Source organism: Bacillus sp. 03113 (genome assembly GCF_006546985.1).
GTDB lineage: Bacteria > Bacillota > Bacilli > Bacillales > Cytobacillaceae > VATK01.
Window position 1 is genome coordinate 50,408 of the sequence record NZ_VATK01000012.1, and the last position, 26,440, is coordinate 76,847.

The 26,440-nt window shown below is 34.5% G+C and carries 24 protein-coding genes; 13 read left to right on the plus strand and 11 right to left on the minus strand.

The window, feature by feature from the left end:
* Positions 1-6 precede the first annotated feature (6 nt).
* On the minus strand, positions 7-624 hold the full coding sequence (locus tag FDO66_RS12900) for a DUF47 domain-containing protein (RefSeq protein ID WP_141433068.1): 618 nt from the start codon (positions 622-624) through the stop codon (positions 7-9).
* A gap of 286 nt (positions 625-910) precedes the next feature.
* Between FDO66_RS12900 and FDO66_RS12905 the strand changes: the two genes are divergently transcribed.
* A complete protein-coding gene (locus tag FDO66_RS12905) occupies positions 911-1,741 on the plus strand; it encodes an aldo/keto reductase (protein WP_141433069.1) in 831 nt (276 codons plus the stop codon).
* A gap of 335 nt (positions 1,742-2,076) precedes the next feature.
* Positions 2,077-2,691: an NAD(P)H:quinone oxidoreductase gene (wrbA, locus tag FDO66_RS12910; protein ID WP_141433070.1), complete on the plus strand. Its 615-nt coding sequence runs from the start codon at positions 2,077-2,079 to the stop codon at positions 2,689-2,691.
* Positions 2,692-2,735: 44 nt separating this feature from the next.
* On the opposite strand, the gene FDO66_RS12915 is transcribed toward wrbA, so the two are convergent.
* Positions 2,736-3,656, minus strand: coding sequence for an RluA family pseudouridine synthase (locus tag FDO66_RS12915; RefSeq protein ID WP_141433071.1), 921 nt, complete (start codon positions 3,654-3,656; stop codon positions 2,736-2,738).
* A 208-nt stretch (positions 3,657-3,864) separates the two neighbouring features.
* On the opposite strand from FDO66_RS12915, the gene FDO66_RS12920 reads away from it, so the two are divergent.
* Positions 3,865-4,263 (plus strand): DUF5365 family protein, encoded by a 399-nt coding sequence (locus FDO66_RS12920; RefSeq protein ID WP_141433072.1) that lies wholly within the window; start codon positions 3,865-3,867, stop codon positions 4,261-4,263.
* Between the two features lie 133 nt (positions 4,264-4,396).
* On the opposite strand, the gene FDO66_RS12925 is transcribed toward FDO66_RS12920, so the two are convergent.
* Together FDO66_RS12925 and FDO66_RS12930 are read right to left on the minus strand one after the other, a co-directional pair.
* Positions 4,397-4,867: a thioredoxin family protein gene (locus FDO66_RS12925; protein WP_141433073.1), complete on the minus strand. Its 471-nt coding sequence runs from the start codon at positions 4,865-4,867 to the stop codon at positions 4,397-4,399.
* Positions 4,864-5,298, minus strand: coding sequence for a disulfide oxidoreductase (locus tag FDO66_RS12930; protein ID WP_141433074.1), 435 nt, complete (start codon positions 5,296-5,298; stop codon positions 4,864-4,866). The genes FDO66_RS12925 and FDO66_RS12930 overlap by 4 nt, the downstream gene beginning before the upstream one ends.
* A 263-nt stretch (positions 5,299-5,561) precedes the next feature.
* On the opposite strand from FDO66_RS12930, the gene FDO66_RS12935 reads away from it, so the two are divergent.
* The 4 genes from FDO66_RS12935 (at position 5,562) to FDO66_RS12950 (ending at position 9,754) form a co-directional block, all read left to right on the plus strand.
* Complete coding sequence (locus FDO66_RS12935; protein ID WP_141433075.1) at positions 5,562-7,103, plus strand: bifunctional GNAT family N-acetyltransferase/carbon-nitrogen hydrolase family protein; 1,542 nt, start codon at positions 5,562-5,564, stop codon at positions 7,101-7,103.
* Positions 7,104-7,266: 163 nt separating this feature from the next.
* Positions 7,267-8,391 carry a GAF domain-containing sensor histidine kinase gene (locus FDO66_RS12940; protein WP_141433076.1) on the plus strand — a complete coding sequence of 375 codons (1,125 nt, stop codon included), beginning with the start codon at positions 7,267-7,269 and terminating at the stop codon, positions 8,389-8,391.
* Positions 8,392-8,396: 5 nt separating this feature from the next.
* The gene (locus FDO66_RS12945; RefSeq protein ID WP_141433077.1) at positions 8,397-9,035 is read left to right on the plus strand and encodes a response regulator; all 639 of its coding nucleotides are present in this window, start codon (positions 8,397-8,399) and stop codon (positions 9,033-9,035) included.
* A gap of 173 nt (positions 9,036-9,208) precedes the next feature.
* Positions 9,209-9,754 carry an NADPH-dependent FMN reductase gene (locus tag FDO66_RS12950; RefSeq protein WP_141433078.1) on the plus strand — a complete coding sequence of 182 codons (546 nt, stop codon included), beginning with the start codon at positions 9,209-9,211 and terminating at the stop codon, positions 9,752-9,754.
* Positions 9,755-9,846: 92 nt separating this feature from the next.
* On the opposite strand, the gene FDO66_RS12955 is transcribed toward FDO66_RS12950, so the two are convergent.
* Positions 9,847-10,092, minus strand: a complete 246-nt coding sequence (locus tag FDO66_RS12955; protein ID WP_141433079.1) for a YhdB family protein — start codon at positions 10,090-10,092, stop codon at positions 9,847-9,849.
* A 246-nt stretch (positions 10,093-10,338) separates the two neighbouring features.
* Between FDO66_RS12955 and FDO66_RS12960 the strand changes: the two genes are divergently transcribed.
* Entirely contained in the window at positions 10,339-11,751 is a 1,413-nt protein-coding gene (locus FDO66_RS12960; RefSeq protein WP_141433080.1) for a SpoVR family protein, read from the plus strand.
* Between the two features lie 403 nt (positions 11,752-12,154).
* On the opposite strand, the gene FDO66_RS12965 is transcribed toward FDO66_RS12960, so the two are convergent.
* On the minus strand, positions 12,155-13,042 hold the full coding sequence (locus tag FDO66_RS12965; RefSeq protein ID WP_141433175.1) for a YitT family protein: 888 nt from the start codon (positions 13,040-13,042) through the stop codon (positions 12,155-12,157).
* A 664-nt stretch (positions 13,043-13,706) separates the two neighbouring features.
* Positions 13,707-14,657: a magnesium/cobalt transporter CorA gene (gene corA, locus FDO66_RS12970; RefSeq protein WP_141433081.1), complete on the minus strand. Its 951-nt coding sequence runs from the start codon at positions 14,655-14,657 to the stop codon at positions 13,707-13,709.
* A 168-nt stretch (positions 14,658-14,825) separates the two neighbouring features.
* Here corA and FDO66_RS12975 point away from each other — a divergent pair, with 168 nt between their 5' ends.
* The 4 genes from FDO66_RS12975 (at position 14,826) to FDO66_RS12990 (ending at position 20,155) form a co-directional block, all read left to right on the plus strand.
* Complete coding sequence (locus FDO66_RS12975; RefSeq protein WP_141433082.1) at positions 14,826-15,524, plus strand: response regulator transcription factor; 699 nt, start codon at positions 14,826-14,828, stop codon at positions 15,522-15,524.
* Positions 15,525-16,234: 710 nt separating this feature from the next.
* Positions 16,235-17,545, plus strand: coding sequence for a C4-dicarboxylate transporter DctA (gene dctA, locus FDO66_RS12980; RefSeq protein ID WP_141433083.1), 1,311 nt, complete (start codon positions 16,235-16,237; stop codon positions 17,543-17,545).
* Between the two features lie 557 nt (positions 17,546-18,102).
* A complete protein-coding gene (gene dctA, locus FDO66_RS12985; protein WP_141433084.1) occupies positions 18,103-19,431 on the plus strand; it encodes a C4-dicarboxylate transporter DctA in 1,329 nt (442 codons plus the stop codon).
* Positions 19,432-19,783: 352 nt separating this feature from the next.
* Positions 19,784-20,155, plus strand: coding sequence for a MerR family transcriptional regulator (locus FDO66_RS12990; protein WP_141433085.1), 372 nt, complete (start codon positions 19,784-19,786; stop codon positions 20,153-20,155).
* Between the two features lie 269 nt (positions 20,156-20,424).
* Here the strand turns inward: FDO66_RS12990 and FDO66_RS12995 are convergent, their stop codons facing one another.
* The 3 genes from FDO66_RS12995 to FDO66_RS13005 form a co-directional block, all read right to left on the minus strand.
* Positions 20,425-21,774, minus strand: a complete 1,350-nt coding sequence (locus tag FDO66_RS12995) for a hemolysin family protein (protein WP_141433086.1) — start codon at positions 21,772-21,774, stop codon at positions 20,425-20,427.
* Between the two features lie 61 nt (positions 21,775-21,835).
* Entirely contained in the window at positions 21,836-22,267 is a 432-nt protein-coding gene (locus tag FDO66_RS13000) for a MerR family transcriptional regulator (RefSeq protein WP_141433087.1), read from the minus strand.
* A gap of 202 nt (positions 22,268-22,469) precedes the next feature.
* Entirely contained in the window at positions 22,470-23,777 is a 1,308-nt protein-coding gene (locus FDO66_RS13005) for a hemolysin family protein (RefSeq protein ID WP_141433088.1), read from the minus strand.
* 274 nt (positions 23,778-24,051) lie between these two features.
* On the opposite strand from FDO66_RS13005, the gene FDO66_RS13010 reads away from it, so the two are divergent.
* Positions 24,052-25,212 carry a CapA family protein gene (locus FDO66_RS13010; RefSeq protein ID WP_141433089.1) on the plus strand — a complete coding sequence of 387 codons (1,161 nt, stop codon included), beginning with the start codon at positions 24,052-24,054 and terminating at the stop codon, positions 25,210-25,212.
* Between the two features lie 34 nt (positions 25,213-25,246).
* Here the strand turns inward: FDO66_RS13010 and FDO66_RS13015 are convergent, their stop codons facing one another.
* The gene (locus tag FDO66_RS13015; protein ID WP_141433090.1) at positions 25,247-26,392 is read right to left on the minus strand and encodes a histidine kinase N-terminal domain-containing protein; all 1,146 of its coding nucleotides are present in this window, start codon (positions 26,390-26,392) and stop codon (positions 25,247-25,249) included.
* Positions 26,393-26,440: the final 48 nt, after the last annotated feature.

Here is a 26,440-nt window from a genome sequence, read left to right on the forward strand (position 1 = left end):
GGCTCCTTATGCATTTTTCATTATGATGGTTTCCAAGGCATTGGCAACACTTTGGCAGTAATCTGCTATTTCTTCCATGTTTTCATAGATTTCTTTATATTGAATAATCCGAATCGGGTCTTTTTCAACTGAAAATAAGTGTTTGATGGATTGACGTAAAATCCCATCACATTTTGATTCATAATCCTTGATTTTAATGGCATGCTCTCTAATTTCTTGAAGCTTTTTCGTTGTTAAAAGCTCTACTGATTTTTCTATTTCACCTGCACAGCTTTTAATGGCTTTGACAAATTTAAGCATAAAATCGTCTGCAGAAGTGATCGAGTACATTTCTAAAAGAGCCGAACAGTGCTCGAGTCCGTCTAGTACATCATCCATACTCATCGTAAGAAGAAGGATATCTTCTCTTTCAATAGGCGTAATAAATGCTTTGTTTAATTCTTTTATTACCTCGTGCACATAAGCATCGCCTTTTGTTTCATATTCTTTCATAGTTTCAGAAAATATTTTTAAATCACTGACGTTTTTTAGCTTATAATCAGTGAAATAATTGGCACCCTCTTTTAAGTTTGTTGCTATATTGCTTAGTAAAATAGCAAACTTGTCCTTCTTTTTAAATACCATACATGCAACCCCCAAATGATTTTCAAAAAACCCTTCACCCTTTTTAAATCTTAACAAAAGAGTGACTCAAACGTTTTATATTTTATCTGAAAGCCTGTAAATTTAATAGTAAAAACAAATAATCTTTACAAAAACTTTACAAAGTCTTAACATTTCTCGGAAATAGACTTTACAAAAATTTGCTTGTGAAAATACCTGTAAGGAAATAAAGAGTATTTTTCATTTCTTTAGAAAACGATCAAATGGTAAAATAATATTGACATTATATTTCGGAGGTGTATTTATTTTGGTCAATAGCATTGAGCAAACGGTAAAACTACATAATGGTGTTTTAATGCCTCAGCTTGGACTTGGTGTTTATAAAGTAGAAGAGGGGAGTCAAGCGGTTGAAACGGTTAAAACAGCCCTTCAATTAGGCTACCGTTCTATTGATACAGCCGCATTCTATGAAAACGAAGAGGGCGTGGGTCAGGGTATACGGGAGAGCGGTATACCAAGAGATGAGATCTTTGTGACAACAAAACTTTGGAATGATGATCATGGATATGAATCTACTTTAAAGGCATTCGATGAAAGCATGGAAAAGCTAGGGCTAGATTATCTGGATCTTTATCTGATTCATTGGCCTGGCAAGGATAAATATCTAGACACATGGCGTGCATTTGAAAAGCTTTATAAGGATGGAAGAGTAAGAGCGATCGGTGTAAGCAATTTTAAAATTCATCATCTGAACACCTTATTAGAAAATTCAATAGAAAAACCAGTTGTTAACCAAGTTGAATTACATCCTCATTTTTCTCAACCGGAATTAAGAGCTTTTTGTGCAGAGCAGGATATAAAAGTCGAAGCTTGGTCACCTTTGGCTAGGGGTCTCTCATTAGAGGTGCCAATTATTAAAGAAATTGCTCAAAAGCATGAGAAAAGTCCAGCCCAAGTCGTCCTAAGATGGCATTTGCAAAACGATACAATTATTATACCAAAATCTGTTTCACCAATTAGATTGGCAGAAAATGCGAATATTTTTGACTTTGAACTTAGCAGTGAGGAAATGAATCTTATTCATTCTGTAAATGTAAATGAACGCACTGGTAAGGATCCAGACGAGCTTTTATTTTAAGTAGGGTAAATTGTAAATGGAGTCTGAGATATCTCTTTGGCTCCTACTACATTTTTTGTTTGACGATTAAAGATTTCTGATTTATAATTACTTTGAATTCAAGATTACTTAATTAAATATAAATGCTGTTTAATGTAAATAGCCAAAAGAAACATGTATTTTTTTATTAAATACCTTGAATTCAAAATAACTGACATCGAAATAAAATTTGTTTTTTCAATTCGCAGTAAGAAGAAATACCAAAATGTTAGTATCTAGAAATCTTTCACAGCAACAACTGATACGTATCATTTTGTTATAAATAAAAAATTTCAATAGAAAAAGGAGACAAAGAAATGTCAAACGTGAAGCTTGCGATTATTTACTATAGTTCAACAGGTACAAACTACACACTTGCAAAATGGGCTGAGGAAGCAGCAAAAGAGATTGGAGCGGAGGTAAAGGTTTTAAAAATTCCAGAGCTAGCACCACAAGCAGCAATCGATTCTAATCCAGCTTGGAAGCAGCATGTTGAAGAGACAAATGATGTTCCAAATGTTGAATTAACTGATTTAGAATGGGCAGACGCATATATTTTTAGCGTTCCAACTCGTTTTGGAAATGTACCAGCTCAGTTTAAACAATTTATCGATACGACAGGTGGATTATGGTTTAATGGAAAGCTAGCAAATAAGGTTGTTAGCGCGATGGCATCAGCTAGTAATGCACATGGAGGCCAAGAACAAACGATTACACATTTATATACAACGATGATGCATTGGGGAGCGATTATCGCTGCACCTGGCTATACAGATCCTTCGGCTTTCACTAGTGGAGGAAATCCGTACGGAACATCTGTAACTGTTGGTCAAGATGGAAAAATTGTTGAGGATGCCTCCGAAGCAGTCAAGCATCAAGCAAGAAGAACAGTACAAGTGGCTCAATGGGTGAAAAAAGGGCTAAATGAATAAGCATTAATTCAGTTAAATCCCGAATGATCATCATTCGGGATTTTTTAAAACTTATATGAGTCAACCCTTTTAAAAATGGCAGGCTCGTCTAAAAATGGAGCGTGGCAAGTGATTAATTCTTCTGTAAAAGGATGCTGAAATTCCATTTTGACAGCATGAAGTGCCTGTCTAGAGAATATGGCATTTCCACCATATAGTTGATCACCTGCAAGAGGGTGACCAATATAACTAAAGTGAACTCTAATTTGGTGAGTTCTTCCTGTATCTAATTCACATTTTACTAATGTAAGCTGTTGATTCGTATCTTTTTGAACAACTTCATAATGTGTAATTGCTTGTTGTCCCCCTTTAGATACTCTTCTTCTCGTAGCATGATGCCGATCCCGACCGATTGGCTCCTTGATCGTTCCTTTTTCCTTCTTCATGATTCCATGAACGAGTGCAACGTATGTTCTTTTAATCAATCTTTCCTCAAGCATTCTATCTAGTATACTCCCTGCCAGAGCATGTTTAGCAAATAAGACAGCACCTGTCGTGTCTCGATCTAATCGATGGATATGCTTTAATTGACATCGCTCGCCTTTTTTTTGTAAGTAATAAGTAGCGCCATTGATTAATGTATTCATTTGTTGTGGTTCGTTTGGATGTGTATCCATATGAGAAGGCTTATTTAATATGAGCATGTGATCATCCTCGTAAATCACATTTATATCAAAATGTCCTGTTCTTACATTTTGTGGTGTATCTGAAAACATTTTGATGTTAAGTAAATCTTTTTCTAATAATGGCGTAACCCAATTAGCGGGAACGTTATTGACCAGTACCTCTTTGTTCATACGTAATGTATGAATGTGTTTTTTTGGAGCCTTCCATATTTGTCGTAAGATATAATCGACAGAATGACCTGCCCAGTTAGGTGGTACGTTCATTTTTAGCCAATGTCCTTCTCTTGTTGTTGTGATCATTTTGTCACCTCATCTTATTTTTATTCATGTTTAAATATTCATTTAGATTGTGTCATATAATGATTCAAATTAGACATATATGATTGTGATGGATGTAACTTCTTCGAAATCTGTGGGTATAATTACCACGGTGTGTTTGTGAGCGAATATGCTATTCTATTGTTATCGTGTAATATGTTAAAAAAAGCTATACAAAGGTGGGTTTTTCGTGAAGATAGTTTATGCATCAACTCCAATTCAAGAAAAAAAGATAAATGATCTCATCCACTACTTTTATTCTACTATTTTTCCAAAGTATTTTTTAGATGCTGAAATCATGAATTTTAAACAATCCAAAGTACTCGATGTATCACAGGCTCCTTCAGAATCGTTTGGAACATTAAAGGAAGCTTATCAAGTAATCACATGCTTACAAACAATTATCTCAATTTTAGAGTGTAATCATTCTCTGCTTGAGTATAAAGCGACTTTCTATAAAAATGTTCAAATGTTAAATGAATATGGGCTTCATTTTCCAATTCAATTTGATCATTTTACTAAGATGAACGTACCTGAAGAGAATGTTATCAGCGTGTTTTCAAAACCAGATAATGAGTTCTTAATTTAAAAAATCAGCCTTGCTCATTTCTGGCAAGGCTGATTTTTTACTGGCATCAGTGCTGAATAAAGTCCTCGCGACGTACAGGATGTACTAGTGTAGGTGAAGACTTGAGGCGTGGCGTATTTAATCGCCCCTTTTCTTACAAGCTATTTTCCTTCAACCATTTATCAAAGACTTCTTTTTCATTAAAGCCAGAGATGCGATTCGTTTCTTTTCCGTTCTTGAATTGGATAAGTGTAGGAGTCCCTGTAATTTGATACTGATCCCAGCCATCTTCAAATTCTAATAAATTAAATTTATACATATTAACACCCAAATCCTTTGCTAAAGGGGCAAGGATGGGAGTCGTTTTTTGACAATGAATACATGTTGGACTATAAAAATAAACAGTTGCATCCTCCTGATCAGCTAATTTTTTTTCTAATTCATTGGGAAGAATAATGTTTTGATAGTTTGGATCATCTAATTGAGCAACTGTTTCAGCATGCAGCTCCTTTTTTCCATACGGATTTTTTTCAGATACTTTATCTTCCGTTTGCATTTTGGTTAACACAGCTACTGCAACAAAAAGTACAATAATTATAGAAAGAAAAATGATGATTTTTTTCATAGGTATAATTTCTCCTTTGATTTCTTCAATATAATAACACTACAAATAAAGATAATGACAAATCCATTTAAAGCTAAAAACGGAATCGTGATGAACCCAAACCAATTTATGTATTGACCTGTACAAGGAATTCTTCCGCACACAGGTGCATGCTCGGAAAGAAAGCTAAATTTTTGAAGCGAGTAATGGTATAAAGAAATACACCCTCCGATAAAAGAAAGGATCATCGAATATAAGGCTATTTTGTAATCCTTTTTGATTACTGCTATCCCTAATATTAGAACAAAAGGATACATAAGAATTCGTTGGTACCAACATAGCTCACAAGGTTCAAAATGACGTATTTCTGAAAAATAAAGGCTTCCAAACATGGCTATTACCGAAGCTGCCCAAGCCGTAAATAAAAAATGCTCTCTATTGTCTTTTCTCATGATTTAACTCCCGTAGTTTGATATTAGTACAAAACATTATTCTTTTATTATTAATCTTAAGGAAAAAATAAAAATTGTTCAATTTTCTTTACTTAATATTGAAGAAAAATTAATAAAACTGTGTTTTATTTAACATAGAAAGGGAAAGTAGTAACAATTGAACTCTTTATTCATCGATGACTAAAAACGAAGCATCGTGAAAAAATAAAGCTAATTCCTTTTACAATTCGTTCAATGAAACAGAGAAAATAGGAGCTGACAAAATGACCAAGCTAGATTTATCGAAATTTGAGAAGAGAATGATCATCCGCAATACGAAGAAGGAGGATATTGAAAAAATCATTCAACTTCAAGAATTATGCTTTCCTGGCATGGACCCATGGAAAAAGGCACAGCTTGAAAGTCATCTTGATATCTTTAATGAAGGACAATTCGTTGCAGAGTATAAAGGTGAAATTATTGCTTCTTGTTCAAGCTTAATTTTGAATTTCGATGAGTATGATGATCGTCATTCATGGGTTGATATAAGTGATAATGGTTATATTAAAAACCATAATCCAGAAGGATATAATTTATATGGGATTGAAGTGATGGTACATCCTGATTATAGAAGAATGAAAATTGGCCATCGATTATATGAGGCAAGAAAAGAACTTGTAAGACAGTTGAATTTGAAAAGTATTATTATTGGGGGCAGAATCCCAAATTATCATAAGTATGCAGAGAAAATGACACCTAGAGAATATGTAAATGAAGTTTCCTTACATAAAATATACGATCCAGTTCTTTCCTTCCAGTTGTTAAACGGCTTTACATTAATGAGGATCAACCCAAATTACTTGCTTGATGATGTTCAATCGGATAAATATGCAACATTGATGGAATGGAATAATGTTGATTACCATCCAACGACTAAACGATTTTACCAAACAAGTAATCCTGTTCGCATTTGCGTTGTACAATATATGATGAGACAAATCGAATCTTTTGAGGATTTCAGCAATCAAGTTGAATACTTTACTGATGTAGCTTCTGATGCTGAAGCAGATTTTGCGGTATTTCCGGAAATTTTTACGACACAGCTAATGTCATTTATCGATGAAAAATCACCAAGCTTGGCTATCAGAAAAGTAACAGAATATACCGAGCAATATATTGAATTGTTTACAAATCTTGCGATAAGGTACAATATCAATATCATTGGCGGATCACATTTAGTAAAAGAAGATGATGATGAAATCTATAACATTGCGTATCTTTTTCGACGAGACGGAACGATTGAAAAGCAATATAAGCTGCATATTACACCAAATGAACGTAAATGGTGGGGGATCAGTCGAGGCAATGAGTTGAAGGTTTTTGATACCGATTGTGGAAAAATTGCTATACAAATTTGCTATGACATTGAGTTCCCAGAGCTAGCTCGAATTGCAACGGATAAAGGGGCAAGAATTATTTTTACCCCTTTTTGTACGGAGGATCGACAAGGGTATTTACGTGTCCGATATTGTGCTCAAGCAAGAGCAGTAGAGAATCAAATTTATACGGTTATCTCAGGAACTGTAGGGAATCTTCCACAAACGGAAAATATGGACATTCAGTATGCACAGTCTGCGATTTTTTCTCCTTCTGATTTTGAATTTGCACGCGATGGGATTGTTGGTGAAACGAATCCAAATATAGAAATGGTCCTTATTGGAGATGTAGATTTAGAAACATTGAGACGGCAGCGACAAGATGGCACCGTTCGCCAGCTGAAAGATCGCCGTCATGATCTTTATAGAATTAACTATCGAGGGTATTAAAAGTTGGGAAAAAGATCTTTTTGAGGATGCTGGTGAATGGGCATCCTCTTTTTATGTTTTCTTATCTACTCCTTTAGTCGTAGAAAATATTCATTCTTATTGCTATCGAAGGATGTTTATTAAGCGTTATAATAAATAAGAAGATTAACTAGGGGGAAGTAGATTGGAAGAAGAGAAAAAGCTGGAAAAAAATCTTATCCTAAAAGAGATTGCTGAATTGTTGAATGAAGGGATAGAGATTAATCATGTTCTTTCAGAGGTATTGAATAAATTGCTCCATCTTACTGGTTTAAATATCGGCTGGATCTATTTAATCAATGAAGATGGAAGCTATGTATTAGCGGCTCATAAATCTCTTCCGCCAGCTCTTTCTTATCATCAGCTAGCACCTATGTGTGATGGTCAATGCTGGTGCTTGAATCGTTATAATGATGGAAGACTTGATAAAGCGACGAATATTATTGAATGCAAACGGATAGAAGATGCATTAAAAGAGAGAAGAGAAGATACAAATGGTTTGACGCATCATGCTACTGTACCTCTGCGTGCAGGGAAAGAGAAATTCGGATTATTAAATATAGGCTCTCCTCAAAAAACACATTTTCAAGATAAGGAGCTTGCTTTGCTAGAGGCGATTGCATTTCAGGTTGGAACAGCCATAAAGCGGATGACTTTAACGCAAAAAGAGCAAGAGCTAGTATTAACTGCAGAAAGGAATAGGCTTGCAAGAGATCTGCATGATTCTGTTAATCAACTATTATTTTCCTTAAGCTTAACGGCACGAGGCGGAAAGGAAATGACGAAAGATGAAAATATAAGAGAAACCTTCTCATGTATACAAGATATTGCTCAAGAAGCTTTATCCGAAATGCGATCACTCATTTGGCAGCTACGGCCGAGAGGTTTAGAAAATGGTTTAGTTAGTGCTTTCCAACAATATGCGAGCCTGCTTGGATTAACCATTCACACAACGGTAAAAGGAGTAGTCTGTTTGCCAAATAGTATTGAAGAAGCACTTTGGAGGATTGGGCAGGAGGCTCTAAGCAACTGTAAAAAACATTCTGGCAAGAATGAAGCATGGCTTGAAATCATCGTGAAAGAAGCAAATATTTCAATCATCTTTACAGATCATGGACATGGATTCCATTATGATAAAGAAAAAGAAATCCCTTCACTTGGACTTAAAAGCATGAAGGGGAGAACGGAATCATTAAATGGAGAATTTACTGTTAGAAGTGTTCCAAAAAAAGGAACGACAATAAAAATTATGATTCCTATAAAGGAGTGAAAAGGTTGGCTATTCGTATTTTAATTGCGGATGATCATCATGTGGTGAGAAGAGGTTTAGCTTTTTTTTTGAAAACACAACCAAATATAGATGTAATTGGGGAAGCTAAAAACGGACAAGAGGCTGTTTCTTTAATAGAATCGATCAAACCGGATATCATCCTAATGGATTTAATGATGCCTGTCATGAATGGCATTGAGGCAACCAGAGTAATAAAGGGAAAATATCCTAATATCAAAATCATGATGCTTACGAGTTTTTCTGATCAAGAGCATGTAATTCCTGCTCTTGAAGCAGGAGCTTCTGGGTATCAACTAAAGGATATAGAACCTGATGAATTAGTGGAATCGATCTTTCAATTAATGAATGGTGAAAATCAGCTTCATCCAATTGCTACCTCTCACCTCCTTTCTCATTTAACAAATCAAACAAAAGAGCATGATCCTGTAAAAGAATTAACAAAGCGTGAACTAGAGGTATTAAAGGAAATTGCTAAAGGAAAAAGCAATAAAGAAATTGCCGCGGATCTTTTTATAACAGAAAAAACAGTTAAAACACATGTGTCCAATCTTTTATCTAAACTAGAGGTAGCTGATCGTACACAAGCGGCTTTATTTGCGGTGAAAAAGGGGATTGTGGATTAATGACAGTCTCAAAGGAGAGCAAAAAAATGTTATCTTTTAAAAACTAAATGTATAATAATACGAGCTACAATTCATCCAAAAGATGTAGAAAATATTCAGAAGAAAGCATGATGGATGAAATTAGTGCTTTTCCTATAATGAAATTAGGAAATAAACTTGAGGAGTGAAAATAGATGAAGATAATTGTTATTAATGGAAGCCCAAGAAAAAAAGGAAGAACTGGAGTAGCAGCTAAGTATATCGCTGATAAATATAGCTTTGAATTCATTGACTTAAGTACTGGAGATCTTCCGTTATTTAATGGCGAGGAACATCAATCTGAACTGCAAGCAGTTAAACAATTGCGTCAACAAGTATTAGAAGCAGATGGTGTTATACTAACTTCCCCTGAATATCACAGTGCAATGAGTGGAGCGTTAAAGAATGCATTGGATTTTCTAGGAAGTGGCCAATTTACTCATAAACCTGTCGCGCTTCTTGCTGTAGCAGGTGGAGGAAAAGGTGGGATCAATGCCTTAAATAATATGAGAACAGTTGGAAGAGGCGTATACGCCAATGTAATTCCTAAGCAGCTAGTACTTGATCCACAATCCTTTGATTTAGAGAAAGGGATTATTCAAGCGGCTCCGGCTCAATTAGTTGATCAATTGATTGATGAGTTAAAAATGTATGTTCAATTTTACTTGAATTACAAAGCTGAAAATAAAGTAATAAACTAAAGGGAAACACACGATTATAAAAAATCGTGTGTTTTTTTAATAGGGTTTGTTATCCATTTGATAGCTGATCGTTCGTTTATACGAGTTCCAATTTAAGTGAATTGATAAAAATTTACGTCATTATCAGAAATTTCATTTGCATGGTCAATGTATCTTAGTAAAGAATACAAATGCTTTTCAATGACAGTATAATCTTTTTCAAAATTATAAGCATGGAGGAAATGCTCAATTTTTTTGGATAACAGATGGTCCTTTGTTCTTACCATTAATATTAATAAATTATCCCACTCTGATTGGTGTGTATAGTACAGAGCACGATCATAATCTGCTTTTTGCATTTTTTTTTCCTCCTTATAAGGAGTTAGTTCTATTTTATGACGAATATAAAAAAACGTTCACGCTAAATGTTGGACATGCTGATTCAGAGCCTTTTTCATTATTTACCTGAATAATTATCATGATGAAAATTGAAAAATATAGGTAAATCAATATTTTGTACAAGCAAGTTCTCCTTGATAGGAATTCATTTTTTTTATTTCTCTTACATACATTGTCTATAAGAGTAAATAAGAGGGGGAGAACTGATGAGAGAAGAGGAGAAAAAGGAGCTTAATCATGCAATTCAAGAAATCACTGAAATTGCTTCTGGCTTTGGTTTAGATTTTTATCCAATGCGTTATGAAATTTGCCCAGCTGATATAATCTATACTTTTGGCGCATACGGAATGCCCACACGTTTTTCACATTGGAGCTTTGGCAAACAGTTCAATAAAATGAAGCTGCATTATGATTTAGGGCTTTCTAAAATTTATGAGCTTGTAATCAATTCAAATCCTTGCTATGCTTTCTTGCTTGATTCTAATTCACTCATCCAAAATAAACTGATCGTTGCTCACGTACTAGCACATTGCGATTTTTTTAAAAATAATGTTCGCTTTCAAAATACAAAAAGAGAAATGGTTGAAAGTATGGCTGCTACAGCTGAACGGATTCGGCAATATGAAATAGTACATGGTAAACATGAAGTAGAAACGTTCCTTGACGCTGTCTTAGCTATTGAAGAACATATTGATCCTTCATTGATGAGGCCGAAGCTTGCTTGGAACCTAACGGATGTTGAGTATGAGGACGACCCAGTGTCAGCTTCACCATATGATGATTTGTGGAATCTGGATGACCGGAATAAGCCGAAACCGGAGAGAAAAAGAAAGCCTAAAAAAATTCCTCCACAGCCGGAAAAGGACTTACTTTTATTTATTGAAAGCTACAGTCGCGAATTAGCAGATTGGCAGAGGGATATTTTAACCATGATGCGTGAAGAAATGCTTTATTTTTGGCCGCAGCTAGAAACGAAAATAATGAATGAAGGCTGGGCATCTTACTGGCATCAGCGCATTCTAAGAGAAATGGATTTAACAAGCTCTGAGGCATTAGAATTTGCGAAGCTTAATGCAGGGGTTGTACAGCCGTCTCGAACGGGGATTAATCCTTATTATTTGGGTTTGAAAATATTTGAGGATATTGAAGAACGCTACAATGATCCAACCGACGAAATGAAGCGTAGAGGAGTAAAGCATGGTTCAGGTAGAGAAAAGATGTTTGAGGTTCGTGAAATTGAATCAGATATTTCCTTCATGAGAAATTATTTAACAAAAGAGCTGATTATGAGAGAGGATATGTATTTGTTCCAAAAGCAGGGGAAGGACTATAAAATTGTTGATAAATCTTGGGTAAAAGTACGCGATCAATTAGTCAATATGAGAGTCAACGGAGGGTTCCCATATATTACCGTGAATGATGGAGATTATATGAAAAATGGAGAAATTTACTTAAAGCATTGGTATGAAGGGATTGAGCTTGATATAAAGTATTTAGAAAAAGTGCTTCCATATGTTCACCAGCTTTGGGGAAGAGGTGTTCATTTAGAGACAGTAGTGGAGGATAAAAGAATTCTATTTACGCATGATGGGAAAAATCTTCATAGAAAGTATTTATAGAGATTACAGTAAAAAGGAGCGTGCATTAAAATTGCTCGCTCCTTTTTACCTATTTCATATCGCCAACATGCAGGTGCCTTCCGACGTACAGGACGTGGCGTCTTTAATCGGCCGCATTTCTAGTTGTCCAGCTCCAGCGCCTATCGCCTATCAAACTTCAGGCCTTCTCCCTACGATAAGTCAACATCGATTCGCTATCGCTTATCGTGTATCCTTTATCACGTTTTAACGGGCAGTAAGATATAACCTGAAAAAATGTACTACAGTGGATAAAAAACTGCCCATAAAAACCTGATCGGCTCAGGCTAACCATCAGGGAAAAAACACCCTGATGGAAGGTTCGCCTTATCTCAGTCGAAGTCCCTCCAGTTTGTACGTCGATGAACAAGGCGCCTCCGCATTTCTAATGAATGCTCATTTTTTTGAATCTTCCTCCGCGAACTTCTGATATGTTAGCTACAGCTAAAAAGGCTGAACCGTCTAATTCTTCAACAATGGATTTTAATTTTGCTTCCTCAAGGCGCGTAATGACACAGAATATAACTTTTTTATCATCCCCTGTATACGCTCCCTCTCCTTTTAAATAGGTTACACCTCTCCCAAGCCTTGCAAGTATTGCATCTCCGATGATTTCATGCTTTTCGCTAATAATCCATGCAGACTTTGACTCATTAAGGCCAGTTATAACAATGTCAATCGTCTTATAGGCAATAAAATAAGCCATTAGAGAATACATCGCACGGTCAAAACCAAATACAAAACCTGCCGTTCCGAAAATAAAAATATTAAAAAACATGATGATTTCTCCAACCGAGAAAGGCATTCTTTTGTTAAGAAGAATAGACATGATTTCTGTTCCATCTAATGATCCACCATAACGAATGACAATCCCAACACCTACTCCAAGAGTGATCCCTCCAAAAACTGTAGCTAAAAGCAGATCATCTGTTATGACAGGAACATTATGTAAAAGGGAAGTAGTAACAGATAAAACAGTAATTCCTAATAGAGTAGATAGCGCAAACGTTTTTCCAATTTGTTTATAGCCGATATAAAGGAATGGAATGTTTAATAAGAAGATAAAAATACCAAGACTCATGCCAGTTAAATGGGAAAGAATAATGGAAATTCCAACGATCCCTCCATCTAATACTTTGTTAGGAACAAGAAATTCTTCAAGCCCAACGCCCATTAAAATAGAGCCAAGAATAATGAATAAAACTTGTTTAATAAGCTTTGCCGCCGTTATTCTCCTATGCTTTTGCTGTTGTTGCTGTGCTGTTAATATCATTTCTTTTGGAACTTGATTCATTCATTTTCCTCCATAGTTAAAATAATAATATATGATTCTTAAACGGATGGATAGTTACCTGCTAATAAAGGTTTAGGAGAGAGAAGAGGTAAGAGATGTTAAGATCATGTGAATAATTTAATTTTACCATAATGCATGAATATATACTGAAATAGTGCTTACAAACTTTATATAGAAATCAATATGAAAAGAATTAATGATATATTTGATAAAAAAAAATATTCCCCACGGATTTAATGGGGAATATTTATTTTATCTTTTTATAGCACCTTCGACGTACAGGACGTACTAGTGCCGGTGAAGACATAAGGCCGTGGCGTTCTTAATCGGCCGCTTTTCCTATTGTCTAGCTCCAGCGCCTAGCCCTTGTGAAAAATAACCTTTTGCCTCTAAAAGTAAAGAACACTTTTTGAGTCAAATGAACATTTTTCTTCAGGGCTGTTCAAGGCGCCTCCGACGTACAGGACGTACTAGTGCCGATGTTGCCACAGGATGTGGCGCCTTTAATCGGCCGCTTTTGTTATTGTCTAGCTCCAGCGCCTAGCCCTTGTGAAAAATAACCTTTTGCCTCTAAAAGTAAAGAACACTTTTTGAGTCAAATGAACATTTTTCTTCAGGGCTGTTCAAGGCGCCTCCGCTTTTCTTATTTAAACCAGCCTTTGTTTCTAAACCATATGTACATACCGATACCAAGACAAGACATAAAAAGAAGCGCGAATAAATAGCCGTATTTCCAAGTGAGCTCAGGCATGTATTCGAAATTCATTCCATAAATACCTGCTAGGAAGGTTAAGGGCATGAAAATGGATGTAAAAACAGTAAGGATTTTCATAATCCGGTTTGCTTGATGTGCGTTATAAGATAGATAGCTATCGCGAATATCTGCTGTAATTTCACGGTTCGCTTCTATCATTTCTGAAAGCTTTAGTAAGTGATCATAAATATCAGAAAAATATTCAATTTTATTTTGAATACTCACTAATCTTCGAGAGCTAAGCATTCGATATACTAAATCTCTCATAGGAGTTACTGTATGTCTTAAATATAAAAGATTATGCCTGGCATCAAACAGTTCTACTAACAATTTCTCGGTGGATTTATTCATGGAATTATCGTCAATATCATTTAAGGTATCCTCAAGCTGATAAACAATGGGGAAGTAATTATCAACAAGTTGATCTAATATTTGATAAAATACCAAGTGCTGATCCCATTTCTCCAAATCATTTGACTCAATAAGTTTGTTCCATACTTCATCTACTTCTATACATTTTAAGTGATGGAAAGTAACAATATAATGTTCACCAACGAATAAATTAAGTTCTTCTCTTTTCAAAGTTTGTGGATTTAAGCTATGTGTGACAAAAAAGGAATGATCCTCATAATAATCTAATTTTGGCCTTTGCAAATTGTGAATGCAATCTTCAATGGCTAAGGGATGAAAACGCAGAGGCTCTCTCAGCTTTAATGTTTCTTCTTTTGTTGGCTGATTAAAATCAATCCAATACCACTTATAATCTCCAGCCTTAAGTTCCTTAATAGGAATATTTCTTATGATCTGGTATTCCTGATCGATCGCAAGAGTTCTGATCATCTTTTTCTCCTTACGTGTACAATTTCCAATTTATTGAACATCTACTGAATTAATTTTAAACTAGCTAAAAATATTTTACAAACGATTGAAAAATCGCTAACATCAAAAGTAAATATATTAATGTACAAAACGGGCTTATATAAACTTTGTTTTGCGGGGTAAAATAATATGAAAATACTTGTAGTTGAAGATAACGAAAGTGTTTGTTCAATGTTAGAGATGTTTTTTCTAAAAGAGAAGTATATTGGTACATTTGTTCATAATGGGCAAGAGGGATTTGAGATATTTAAAAAAGAAAAATGGAATTTAATTATTGTTGATTGGATGCTGCCTGGAATGGATGGTGTGACTCTTTGCAGAAAAATAAGAGAGATAAGTACTACACCCATTATTATGCTAACAGCAAAAGATAGTGAATCAGATCAGGTTTTAGGGCTTGAAATGGGGGCGGATGATTATGTCACAAAGCCTTTTAGCCCTCTAACATTAATGGCAAGAATAAAGGCCGTTACAAGAAGATATCAACAAGAGACTGAGCATATTGAAGAAACACATTTTCTAACAAGTGAGTATTTTAAAATAAGTAAAGATACAAGAGAAGTGTTTTTTAAAGGGCATTTGATGGCGAATTTAACACCGAAAGAATTTGATTTACTTTATTATTTAGTAAAAAATCCACGTCAGGTATTCACAAGAGAGCAGCTGTTAGATCGAGTATGGGGATATCAATTTTATGGAGATGAACGTACAGTTGATGTCCATATCAAACGTTTAAGACATAAAATTGGGACATCCTCAATGCCATTCATTCATACTGTTTGGGGAGTAGGTTATAAATTCGACGAAACTGCGGTAGAAAGTGAATAGAATAGATAAACTCATACTAAGAAATGACGGATGTCTTTTTAAAAGATGTCTGTCATTTTTTGTTGGTTAAAAAAAGTACATAGACTATTATGCTAACATAACCAGCTGTTACGATTCCACAAACCCTCAGTTTTGAGCTTTTTCAATAGGCTCTTTTCGTATAGATTGTTGTTATTTAGCCCGCAGCCTGAATACACTTCGCTTTCCGCGGGTGACCTGTGAGCCTCCTCGCTCGTACCTCGCTGTGGGGTCTCACATTGCTCACTTTCCCCGCAGGAGTCTACGTGTATCCAGGCAGCTCAGTACTACTAAAGTGGTTCTCATCTTATTTCAAAAACAACAAACTTTTAGAAAACAACCTTTCAATATAACCCATGATTTAGCAGGCAGGTATTCTCTCTGTCTTCTATTTCTATTTGTAATTTTCGCATTTTTTATATACTTTATCTAATTTCATCATTTTTTTTTGGTTAGATGAGATAATGACAAGCATTTTTAAATTCATTATTATTCTTATTATGCTGTTACAAAATCATACATGCTTTGTTAAGAAACATCTCATAACTAAAGGAAGGTGTAAGGTATGTAAAAAGTACCAGAGTATGAAAGACTTCTATTTTGATAGAATGATGCTGGAGTGGAAATTAACATCTTTTTGTTGAGATTTTTTATATAGAATAAAAAAATATATAGGAGAAGGAGAAACATATATGAAACAAGAAGCTTTAAAGGTGAAAAAGCCATTTTATAAGGGGCTTTTCTTTCAAATTATAGTCTCGATTGTAGCGGGGATATTAATCGGATACCTGTGGCCTACAATTGGTATTGCATTAAAGCCACTTGGTGATGGATTCATCAAATTGATCAAAATGATTATTTCTCCTCTTGTTTTTGGTGTTGTTGTTGTTGGGATTGCGAAGGTTGGTAATATTAAAACGGTAGGCAGAATAGGTGGAAAAACACTGCTTTATTTTGAAATCATTACTACCATTGCATTGATCATTGGTTTGGTTGTAGCAAATTTAACCGATCCTGGTAAAGGAATGAATATAGATCCAGCTACATTAAAAATGGCTGATGTTGAGGCAAAAACGAATGGGTCACAACTTCCTAGCGAAGCTGAATTCATCCTGAATATTATTCCAGAAAGTGCTGTTGGGGCTTTTGTCAATAACACGATGCTACAAGTATTACTTGTTTCTTGTTTGTTTGGATTTGCCCTTGTGCATGTAGGGGGACGTACATCCGAAAACATTCTTAACCTTCTAGAGCAAGTGAACGAAGTAATGTTTAAAATCATGGGTTATATTATGAAGCTTACAGCTTTAGCTACGTTTGGAGCAATGGCTTTTGCAGTTAGTCAGTATGGAATTAACACGCTTATTTCGTTCGGTAAATTATTCTTTGCAATGACGATCGCATGTCTTGCCTTCATTATTATTTTAGCTATCATTACACGAGTATTTCTGGGCATTAGTCTCTGGAAAATCATTCTTTATATTCGGGAAGAAATTATGCTTACTTTCGCAACAGGTTCTACTGAGGCTGTTATGCCACAATTAATGGACAAGTTTGAAAAAGCTGGCTGCAACCGAGCTGTTGTAGGTTTAGTTGTACCGACTGGATATTCTTTTAACTTAGATGGAGCATCCATTTATTTATCGCTTGCATTAGTCTTTCTTGCACAGGCAACGGGCATTGATTTAAGTTTAGCTGATCAACTTTTGATGTTAGGTATTCTTCTGTTAACATCTAAAGGAATGGCTGGTATTCCAGGTTCAGCATTCGTAGCATTAGCAGCAACAGCAGCAGCAACTGGTTCAATTCCTGTAGCTGCAGTAGCATTAATGCTCGCTCCTGATCGTTTTATGGGAAATTATCGTACAACAGTTAACGTAATCGGTTACGCTGTTGCAACTTTTATCATTGCTCGCTGGGAGCGTATGCTTGACATCGATCAAGCAAAAAAAGCACTTGATGGTCAAAATAACGGTAAAAATAAGTTGGCTAAAACTTCTTAGTTTAACAATGAATTATAGATGTATGGTTCTTGAAGCAAAAGAAGCTCAATAGAATGGCTATATTCAATTTCTAATGAGGTTGACTCAAAAAATGAGTCAGCCTTTTTAGCTACAATAAAAAATAATTACTCTGAATCAATAAATACACGAAAAAATACAAGAACATCTTTTTGTTTATTCCTAACTAAAAAGATGTGTTTTTTATAGAGAAAATTAAAAAGTAGGAATATTTACTCCGTATATCTTTTACATGTCTTGCTTAGTTTTTTATTTATTTGAAATCTTCTTAATTTTTTATATATAATATCCAATTTTACCCTATGTTTTTAGTTAGTAGAGACAATGACTTTCATTTTTGATTTCCTTATTATACATATAAAGATGTTAAAGGCTCATACATCTTTTGTTAGTAAATATATCATAACTGGGTGGAAGGGGTTGAGCTATGAAAAATAAAAATTACCAAAGCAAAAATGATATTTCATTAGTTGTTTGGTGTCGCGGATAAATAGATAGAGATTAAAACCTTAAATAAAATCAGAGAGGAAGAATTGATTATGAAACAAGAAGCTATAAAGGTGAAAAAACCATTTTATAAGGGACTTTTCTTTCAAATAATGATCTCGATTGTTGCGGGGATATTAATCGGATACCTCTGGCCAACAATTGGTAATGCATTAAAGCCACTTGGTGATGGATTCATCAAATTAATCAAAATGATTATTTCTCCTCTTGTTTTTGGTGTGGTTGTTGTCGGGATTGCGAAGGTAGGTAACATAAAAACGGTTGGTAGAATAGGTGGAAAAACGATTCTTTATTTTGAAATCATTACTACCATTGCATTGATCATTGGATTAGTCGTAGCGAATTTAACTGATCCTGGTAAAGGAATGAATATAGATCCAGCTACATTAAAAATGGCTGATGTTGAGGCAAAAACGAATGGGTCACAACTTCCTAGCGAAGCTGAATTCATTCTGAATATTATTCCAGAAAGTGCTGTTGGAGCTTTTGTCAGCAACACAATGCTTCAAGTATTACTTGTTTCTTGTTTGTTCGGATTTGCCCTTGTACATGTAGGGGGGCGTACATCAGAAAACATTCTTAACCTATTAGAACAAGTGAACGAAGTAATGTTTAAAATCATGGGTTATATTATGAAGCTTACAGCTTTAGCTACTTTTGGAGCTATGGCGTTCGCAGTTAGTCAATATGGAATTAACACGCTTATTTCATTCGGTAAATTATTTGTAGCTATGACCATTGCTTGTCTTGCTTTCGTAAGTATTTTAGGAATAATCACACGCGTAATTCTTGGACTTAGTCTCTGGAAAATGATCCTTTATATTCGAGAAGAAATTATGCTTACATTCGCAACTGGTTCTACTGAGGCTGTAATGCCTCAATTAATGGACAAGTTAGAAAAAGCTGGTTGTAATCGAGCTGTTGTAGGTTTAGTTGTACCGACTGGATATTCTTTTAACTTAGATGGAGCATCTATTTATTTATCCCTTGCACTAGTTTTTCTTGCACAGGCAACGGGCATTGATTTAAGTTTAGCTGATCAACTTTTGATGTTAGGTATTCTACTGTTAACATCTAAAGGAATGGCTGGTATTCCAGGTTCTGCATTCGTAGCATTAGCAGCAACAGCCGCAGCAACTGGTTCAATTCCTGTAGCTGCAGTAGCATTAATGCTCGCTCCTGATCGTTTTATGGGAAATTATCGTACAACTGTTAATGTTATTGGTTACGTTGTGGCAACATTTATCATTGCGCGCTGGGAAAAAATGCTTGATGTCGCTCGTGCTAAAAAAGTACTTAATGGTCAAATATCTTATGAAAATAAAAGTAAAGTAGATAAAACTGCTGGACTGAACTGGTAATTTTTATTTAAAGCCATATATTTTAGAACTAATCTGTAAAAAAATGCTCTTAACGATCGTTAAAATTGAATTTATTATGAAAAAAATGAATAATTAGCTAGTCTTTTATTAGAAAAATTTATGATAAATTGCTGTAGAATTTGCAGTTGTTAAAAGATTAATATTTTGGTGATAGATGACAAGTATAGAAAGAGTATTCATACAAGATTTTATTAATTGTAGAATGTTTAGAACGCATATTAAACTGTACCTCCAATAGATCTAACTTACATACTATCCTCATCGATGGTACTGTCGCAAATAAATATGCTTTCTTGATAAGACATTTGAATTGGTGTTAGGGGGAAATAGGATGAATAAATTAACCATAAGCCAAGTGGCAAAGGCTTCTAACGTTAATATTGAAACCATTAGATATTACGAAAGAAAGGGACTTATTCCCCATCCCCAGCGAACTGAGTCTAGATATAGGATGTTTCCGTTGCATGTTATTCAGGAAGTAAAATTTATCAAACGCGCGCAGGTATTAGGTTTTTCTCTAAAAGATATAAAAAAGCTTTTAACTATTGTGAAAAAAGATGAAATCCTGTCTAGAGATGAACGTTTTAAGTTTGCTCTAACAAAAGTAAAAGAAATTGATGAAAAGATCAAAGGATTAATCGAAATAAAATCAATGTTGGAATTGATCATAAAAGAACCTAATTTAGAAGAACCGGAGAAATAGAAATGATTAAAAGACAAGGATTATCCCCTTGTCTTTTTAAAAGTGAAGAAGACTGATGTCAAGGCGCTTCCGCTTTTCTTATAAAATATTAGAATTTATATCTGAAGTTAGATTACTGTCTAGCTCCAACGCCTATCGACTATCAAACTTCAGGTCTTCTCCCTACGATAAGTCAACATCGATTCGCTAACACTCATCGTGTTTCCTTTATCTCAGTCGAAGCCCCTCCAGTTTGTACGTCGATGATCAAGGCGCTTCCGCTTTTCTTATTAAGATAACAATTGAGACTCAGGCACTGGGAGATGCAGTACGCTTTGCTTTTTTTCTTTAATCTTTGTAACTTCAATGTATTTAATATGATGATCTTCCATGTCTAGAATTTTGAATGAATAAGGTTCTAATGTAATGATATCTCCTTGAACCACATCATAATTTTCTGTTAAAATCCATCCACCAATTGTATCTATGTCTTCATCATCAATTTCAATGTTAAGTAATTCGTTTACTTCACTAATTAATACCTTTGCATCTATAATATAATGTTGATCGTTAACTTTTCGAACCATTGGGATCTCATCCATATCAAGCTCATCTCTAATTTCCCCGACAATTTCCTCGATAATATCTTCTACTGTGACTAAGCCAGATGTCCCGCCATACTCATCCATTAAAATGGCCATGTGAATTCTTTCTTTTTGCATTTTAACGAGAAGATCATGAATAGGGATTGTATCAATGACTCGAATAATAGGACGGATGTAGGTGACCAATGTTTTCGAGGATAATTCATTTGCTTTAATTAAATCCGTCATGATTTCTTTAATGTTTACCATCCCGATAATATGGTCTTTATCACCATCAATAATGGGATAACGAGTGAATTTTTCTTCATGCACGATCTTTAAGAAGTTTTCCAAGCTTGTATCAATAGACATTGATGCAATTTCTGTTCTTGGAACCATGATTTCTTTCGCAATTCGATTATCAAATTCAAATATTTTATTTACATACTTAAACTCAGATTGGTTAATCTCACCACTTTTATAGCTTTCAGATAAAATAATACGTAATTCTTCCTCTGAATGGGCTAATTCATGCTCAGAAACAGGCTTTAATCCAAATAAACCAGTAGTTAAACGTGCAGCTCCATTTAGAACCCAAATGAAAGGGTACATAATCCGATAAAATAAGATTAAAGGACGAGCTGTTAATAGACTGATGGTTTCAGCCTTCTGAATCGCTAAAGTCTTTGGAGCAAGTTCCCCAACGACAACATGTAGAAAAGTAATAAGTGCGAATGCTAAGGTAAAAGACAATATGGTTGTAACTGAAGCTGGAATGTTCAACGATAGGAACATCGGTCTTAATAGATGTTCAATCGTAGACTCTCCAACCACCCCTATGCCTAGTGCTGTAATCGTTATGCCTAATTGACATGCAGATAAATATTCATCTAAATTACTGATGACTTTTTTGGCAGCTAAAGCATTTCGATTACCTTCCTCAATTAATTGATCAATTTTTGAGCTTCTTACTTTTACAATAGCAAATTCAGAAGTTACAAAAAAAGCTGTTAAAGCAATCAAAATGGCAATAATAACCAAGTTAAATATGTCCAATAAGTTTCCTTATCTCGCAAATTACGAGTAAGGAGTCACCTCCTGATAATAAAAAAATTATTTAGTTGTTAAGTCTTTCTAATAATTGTATTAATATAGAGCCTTCACATGAAAGTTTTTTTGAAAGCTCAAGCTGATGATCTTCACCTAATCGGTTTAAGAACGGAGAGAGTACGTCAAGTTCATGGTGCAGTTGTTTCATTAGCTGAGTAATGGATTCAATTTGAGCATCCATTACTTCCTTCTCAACAGGATTAATACTTTTCCATTCTAGTTTTCTCTTAATTTCTTCAAGAGGAAGATGCATTCTTTTGTAATCCTCAATCACCCTTAAGTCATCAAGAGTATCTTCCGAATAGATTCTATAGTTTGCTTCTGAGCGATTTGCCTTTATTAAACCAAGACTTGTATAATAATCAATGGTTCGTTTTGAGACATTTGCCAGGTTTGCTAGTTCACCAATGCGATAGACTGCCCCATCATACCACCTCATCTTTAATTAAAATTAAAACTATTATACTTTAAACTGAACTGTACAGTCAAACGTTCTAGTTTAGATTTTCCTGTAGGGAGATGATTATTCACTTTATATGTTTAAAATACAAGAAATATGAATAGAAAATGAACATAATAAAAAGGGAACTAAAAGCTTAACAGGAATCCTCAAGGTATACATCTCCTGAGGATTCCAGTCATTATTGGATTTTTTCTTTTTGTACTTCAATAAAAGAGATATGGTGACCTTCAATTTCTTTTATAATAAAATGAAATCCTTCAGCTTCAATTTTATCTCCCTTTTGAAGATCAAACTTTTGCGTTAAGATCCATCCGCCAATCGTATCTACTTCTTCTTCGCTTAATGAAGTCCCAAGTAAATCATTGACTTCTGAAATGAGCAGCTTCGCATCAAAAATATAATGATTCTCGTTTAGCTTTTGAATAAGTGGAAGCTCATCTATATCAAATTCGTCTCTAATCTCACCAACAATTTCCTCAAGAATATCTTCAACCGTTACAATTCCTGCTGTTCCACCATATTCATCAATAAGAATCGCCATATGGGAACGTTCTTTTTGCATTTTTAAAAGCAGCTCTTGTATAGGGATCGTCTCAATCACTCTTATGACATCTTTCGTATATTTTAGAATGGGTTTTTCTTCTTCCTTCTGTTTTTTGTACAGACTATCAATTAAAATTTCCTTTATATTTACTATTCCTACTATATGATCCTTGTCTCCGTCAATGGTCACTGGATATCGTGTATATTTTTCCTCTTTAATGATTTCTAATATTTCTTTTAAACAAGCTCCCTCCTGCAATGTAGCAATTTCCGTTCTTGGCACCATAATTTCCTTGGCAATTCGGTTATCAAATTCGAATATTCTATTTACATATTTGTATTCTGACTGGTTAATTTCCCCCATTTTAAGGCTTTCTGATAAGATAATTCGAAGCTCTTCCTCTGAGTGAGCAATTTCATGTTCCTTCGCAGGCTTTAATCCGAAAAAACCTGCGACCACTCTTGCAGAATGGTTTAAAGCCCAAATGATGGGATAAAGGATTTTATAAAACCAAATAAGAGCAGGTGAAAATTGTAAGGTAATATATTCCGCTTTTTGAATCGCAAATGTTTTTGGTGCTAATTCTCCAATGACAACATGAAGAAAGGTAATCACGGAAAAAGCAATGGCAAAAGATAAAATATGGCTTAAAGGAGGCTGAAGATCGTAATGTTCAAAAATAGGCATGAGCAATCTTTCAACGGTGGGTTCGCCAAGCCATCCTAGACCAAGAGCTGTTATCGTGATTCCAAGCTGACATGCGGACAAATAGCCATCTAAATTAGATATTACTTTTTTAGCCGAACGAGCCTTTAAGTTCCCCTCCTCTAGTAGCTGGTCAATTCTTGAAGGTCTTATTTTCACAATGGCAAATTCAGATGCAACAAAAAAAGCTGTTAAGGCAATTAGACATAAAATGAGAATTAATTGAATGAATAACATAGACGAATCCTTACATTAGTAAGGGAGTACACCTCCTCTAACATCTATTATGACCCGAATAGGATGTTAATACTTATTGTTTAAGAAATTTGATAATGTGATGCATTATCAAAAATATAATAATAAGTTAGGGTGAACATATAAATATGTAAATTTGTTTCCAGAAGTCATATGACTCTTTGTTTGACTACAAAATGAAAAAAGTTGTATGGTTATAGTAGGGAAGAAAAGTTTTCTATGGTTACATTTAGCATTTTACATATAGGAGATTAATATGAAAAAGAAAAAACACCTTTTTCTTAATGTATCCCTTTTCTGTGTATTATTTTTTTCTGCTATACTAACTTTTGAAAAAAATAGTGATTTTCAAAATAAAGAGAAGAGTATTGAAGCTACTCCTCTTTCAACTAGGCAATCCAGTATTACCTCAAAAACACTTGAGGTAAAAGTAACATTAGGTGCAATAGGAGACATATTAATTCATGATAGAGTCTACAATATGGTAAAAACTTCGAATGGTTTTGATTTCAAACCCTTATTTAATGAAGTAAAGCCATATCTTCTAAAGCCTGATATTCTTTTGGCGAATCAAGAAACTATTTTAGGTGGAGAAGAGCTTGGTTTGTCAAGCTATCCGATGTTCAATAGTCCTCAGGAAGTTGGGGATGCATTAAAAGATGCCGGTGTTGATATTTGTTCTACAGCCAATAATCACGCATTGGATAAAGGAGAAAAAGGACTTCTTACATCCATACAATATTTAAATAAAATTGGGTTAGAACATGTAGGTACTTTTGAAAGCAGTGCGGATGAAAAGCAAATAAGAATACTCAACCAGAATGGAATAAAGATTGCCTATCTTGCCTATACATATGGTACAAACGGGATTCCTGTCCCAAAAGATAAAGATTATTTAATCCATTTAATTGATAAAAATAAAATGAGTAATGAAATTAAACTGGCTAAAAGCAGAGCAGATATAGTTGTTATGAGTTTGCATTGGGGAGTTGAGTATCAAAGATTTCCTAATGATGAGCAAAAGGAATTAGCCCAATTTCTCGTGAACGAAGGGGTAGATATCATCTTTGGATCTCATCCCCATGTATTGCAGCCTATGGAATGGATAACAACTGTGGATGGACGAAAAGGGCTCGTTGTCTATTCTTTAGGGAATTTTTTATCCGGTCAAAAAGATGATTACAAAGATATCGGTGGGATAGCAACGGTTGAAGTCAAGAAAACAACAAAAGATGGCATTGCTTCTATAAGTCTTTCGAATCCAGCGTTCTTTCCTACCTATGTTGCTAAAACAGCTGATGGGGTTTACAAAACTGTCCCACTTGAAAAAGCAGAGGCTAATGGTCTAATTAATACTAAACAAATATATAATGATATCTTGATCCATATGACTGAGGATCTTAAAAAGGGCGACTAGAAACTATGTTTTAGTCGCCCTTTTCTAATAAAATTTAGTTAAAGATAGTTGTATTTTTTAGCAGTGGCAACGAGATGGTAAATAATGTTCGATCAGATTCGGAATGGCAGGTTAGGGAGCCTTTATGCTTTTCAATGATTTCTCTACATACAAATAAGCCAAGTCCCGTTCCTAACTTTTTCGTTGTCACAAAAGGTTCAAAAATAGAATCTATTAAATGAGGAGGAATCATCGGTCCATTATTGGCAATTTCAACCTTTATGTTCTCTGTATTTATTATAGAAATATTAATTTCAATCATCGGGTTCGTCCGATATTGAACTAACACATCTATAGCATTAAAAATAATATTGATTAAGACTTGGCGAATTTCATCCGGATAACCAAAAATCGTAATTGGTGCTTCATAATTTTTTGTGATTTCTACATTTCCATCTAAAATGCTTGGATAAAGAAATGTTAATACTTCATCAATTAGCTCATTTAAGGAGAAGAATTTCTTTTCCTTGCCGATTAGCTCTTTTTTAGACAGAAGGAGAAACTGTGAGATTCGATAATTTAATTGCTCTAATTCATTTGAAATGATATCCCAATACTTTAATGACGGATGATCCGCTTTTAATAGTTGAATAAATCCCTGGATTGAGGTAAGCGGATTTCGAAATTCGTGGATAAAGCTTGAGGTCATTTGTCCTAATAGTGTTAGGCGATCCTTGTGGCTTAAATCAATGAATTTGGTTTTTTCTTCGATTATTCTATTTTTCGCTTCTGTATATAAAGTGACAGTTAAATAAAGCAGCCTATCAAGAAAATGATCAATTTGGTTTGTTATGAATTGAATATCTTTCCATTCCTGTTGAAATTGATAAATATGCTTATTTAGAGTCATACGAATAGCATTAATATTATAAACAAAGTTGCCAATATTCATATTTTCATTGACTCTTTCTTTTGCAATAGTTGAAGAAAAAGCTTTAATAAAAAGATCAAGAATCGTTTGATCGTTTTTGGGCATGTCATAAATAATCACATATAGGATTATTTCTCCATTTTTCTTCACTTGCTCCCGAAGAATATCCTCATCATTCGTAAGGATTATTTTCTTTTCCCACTCAGTCAATATAGCTTCTTTTTTTTCTTCCAATAAAACAAACAGCTTTTTATTTGGTAAAGAAACCATTATAGCCTCCACATTGATTAGTTTATTTTATTAGCTATGCTAAATAAT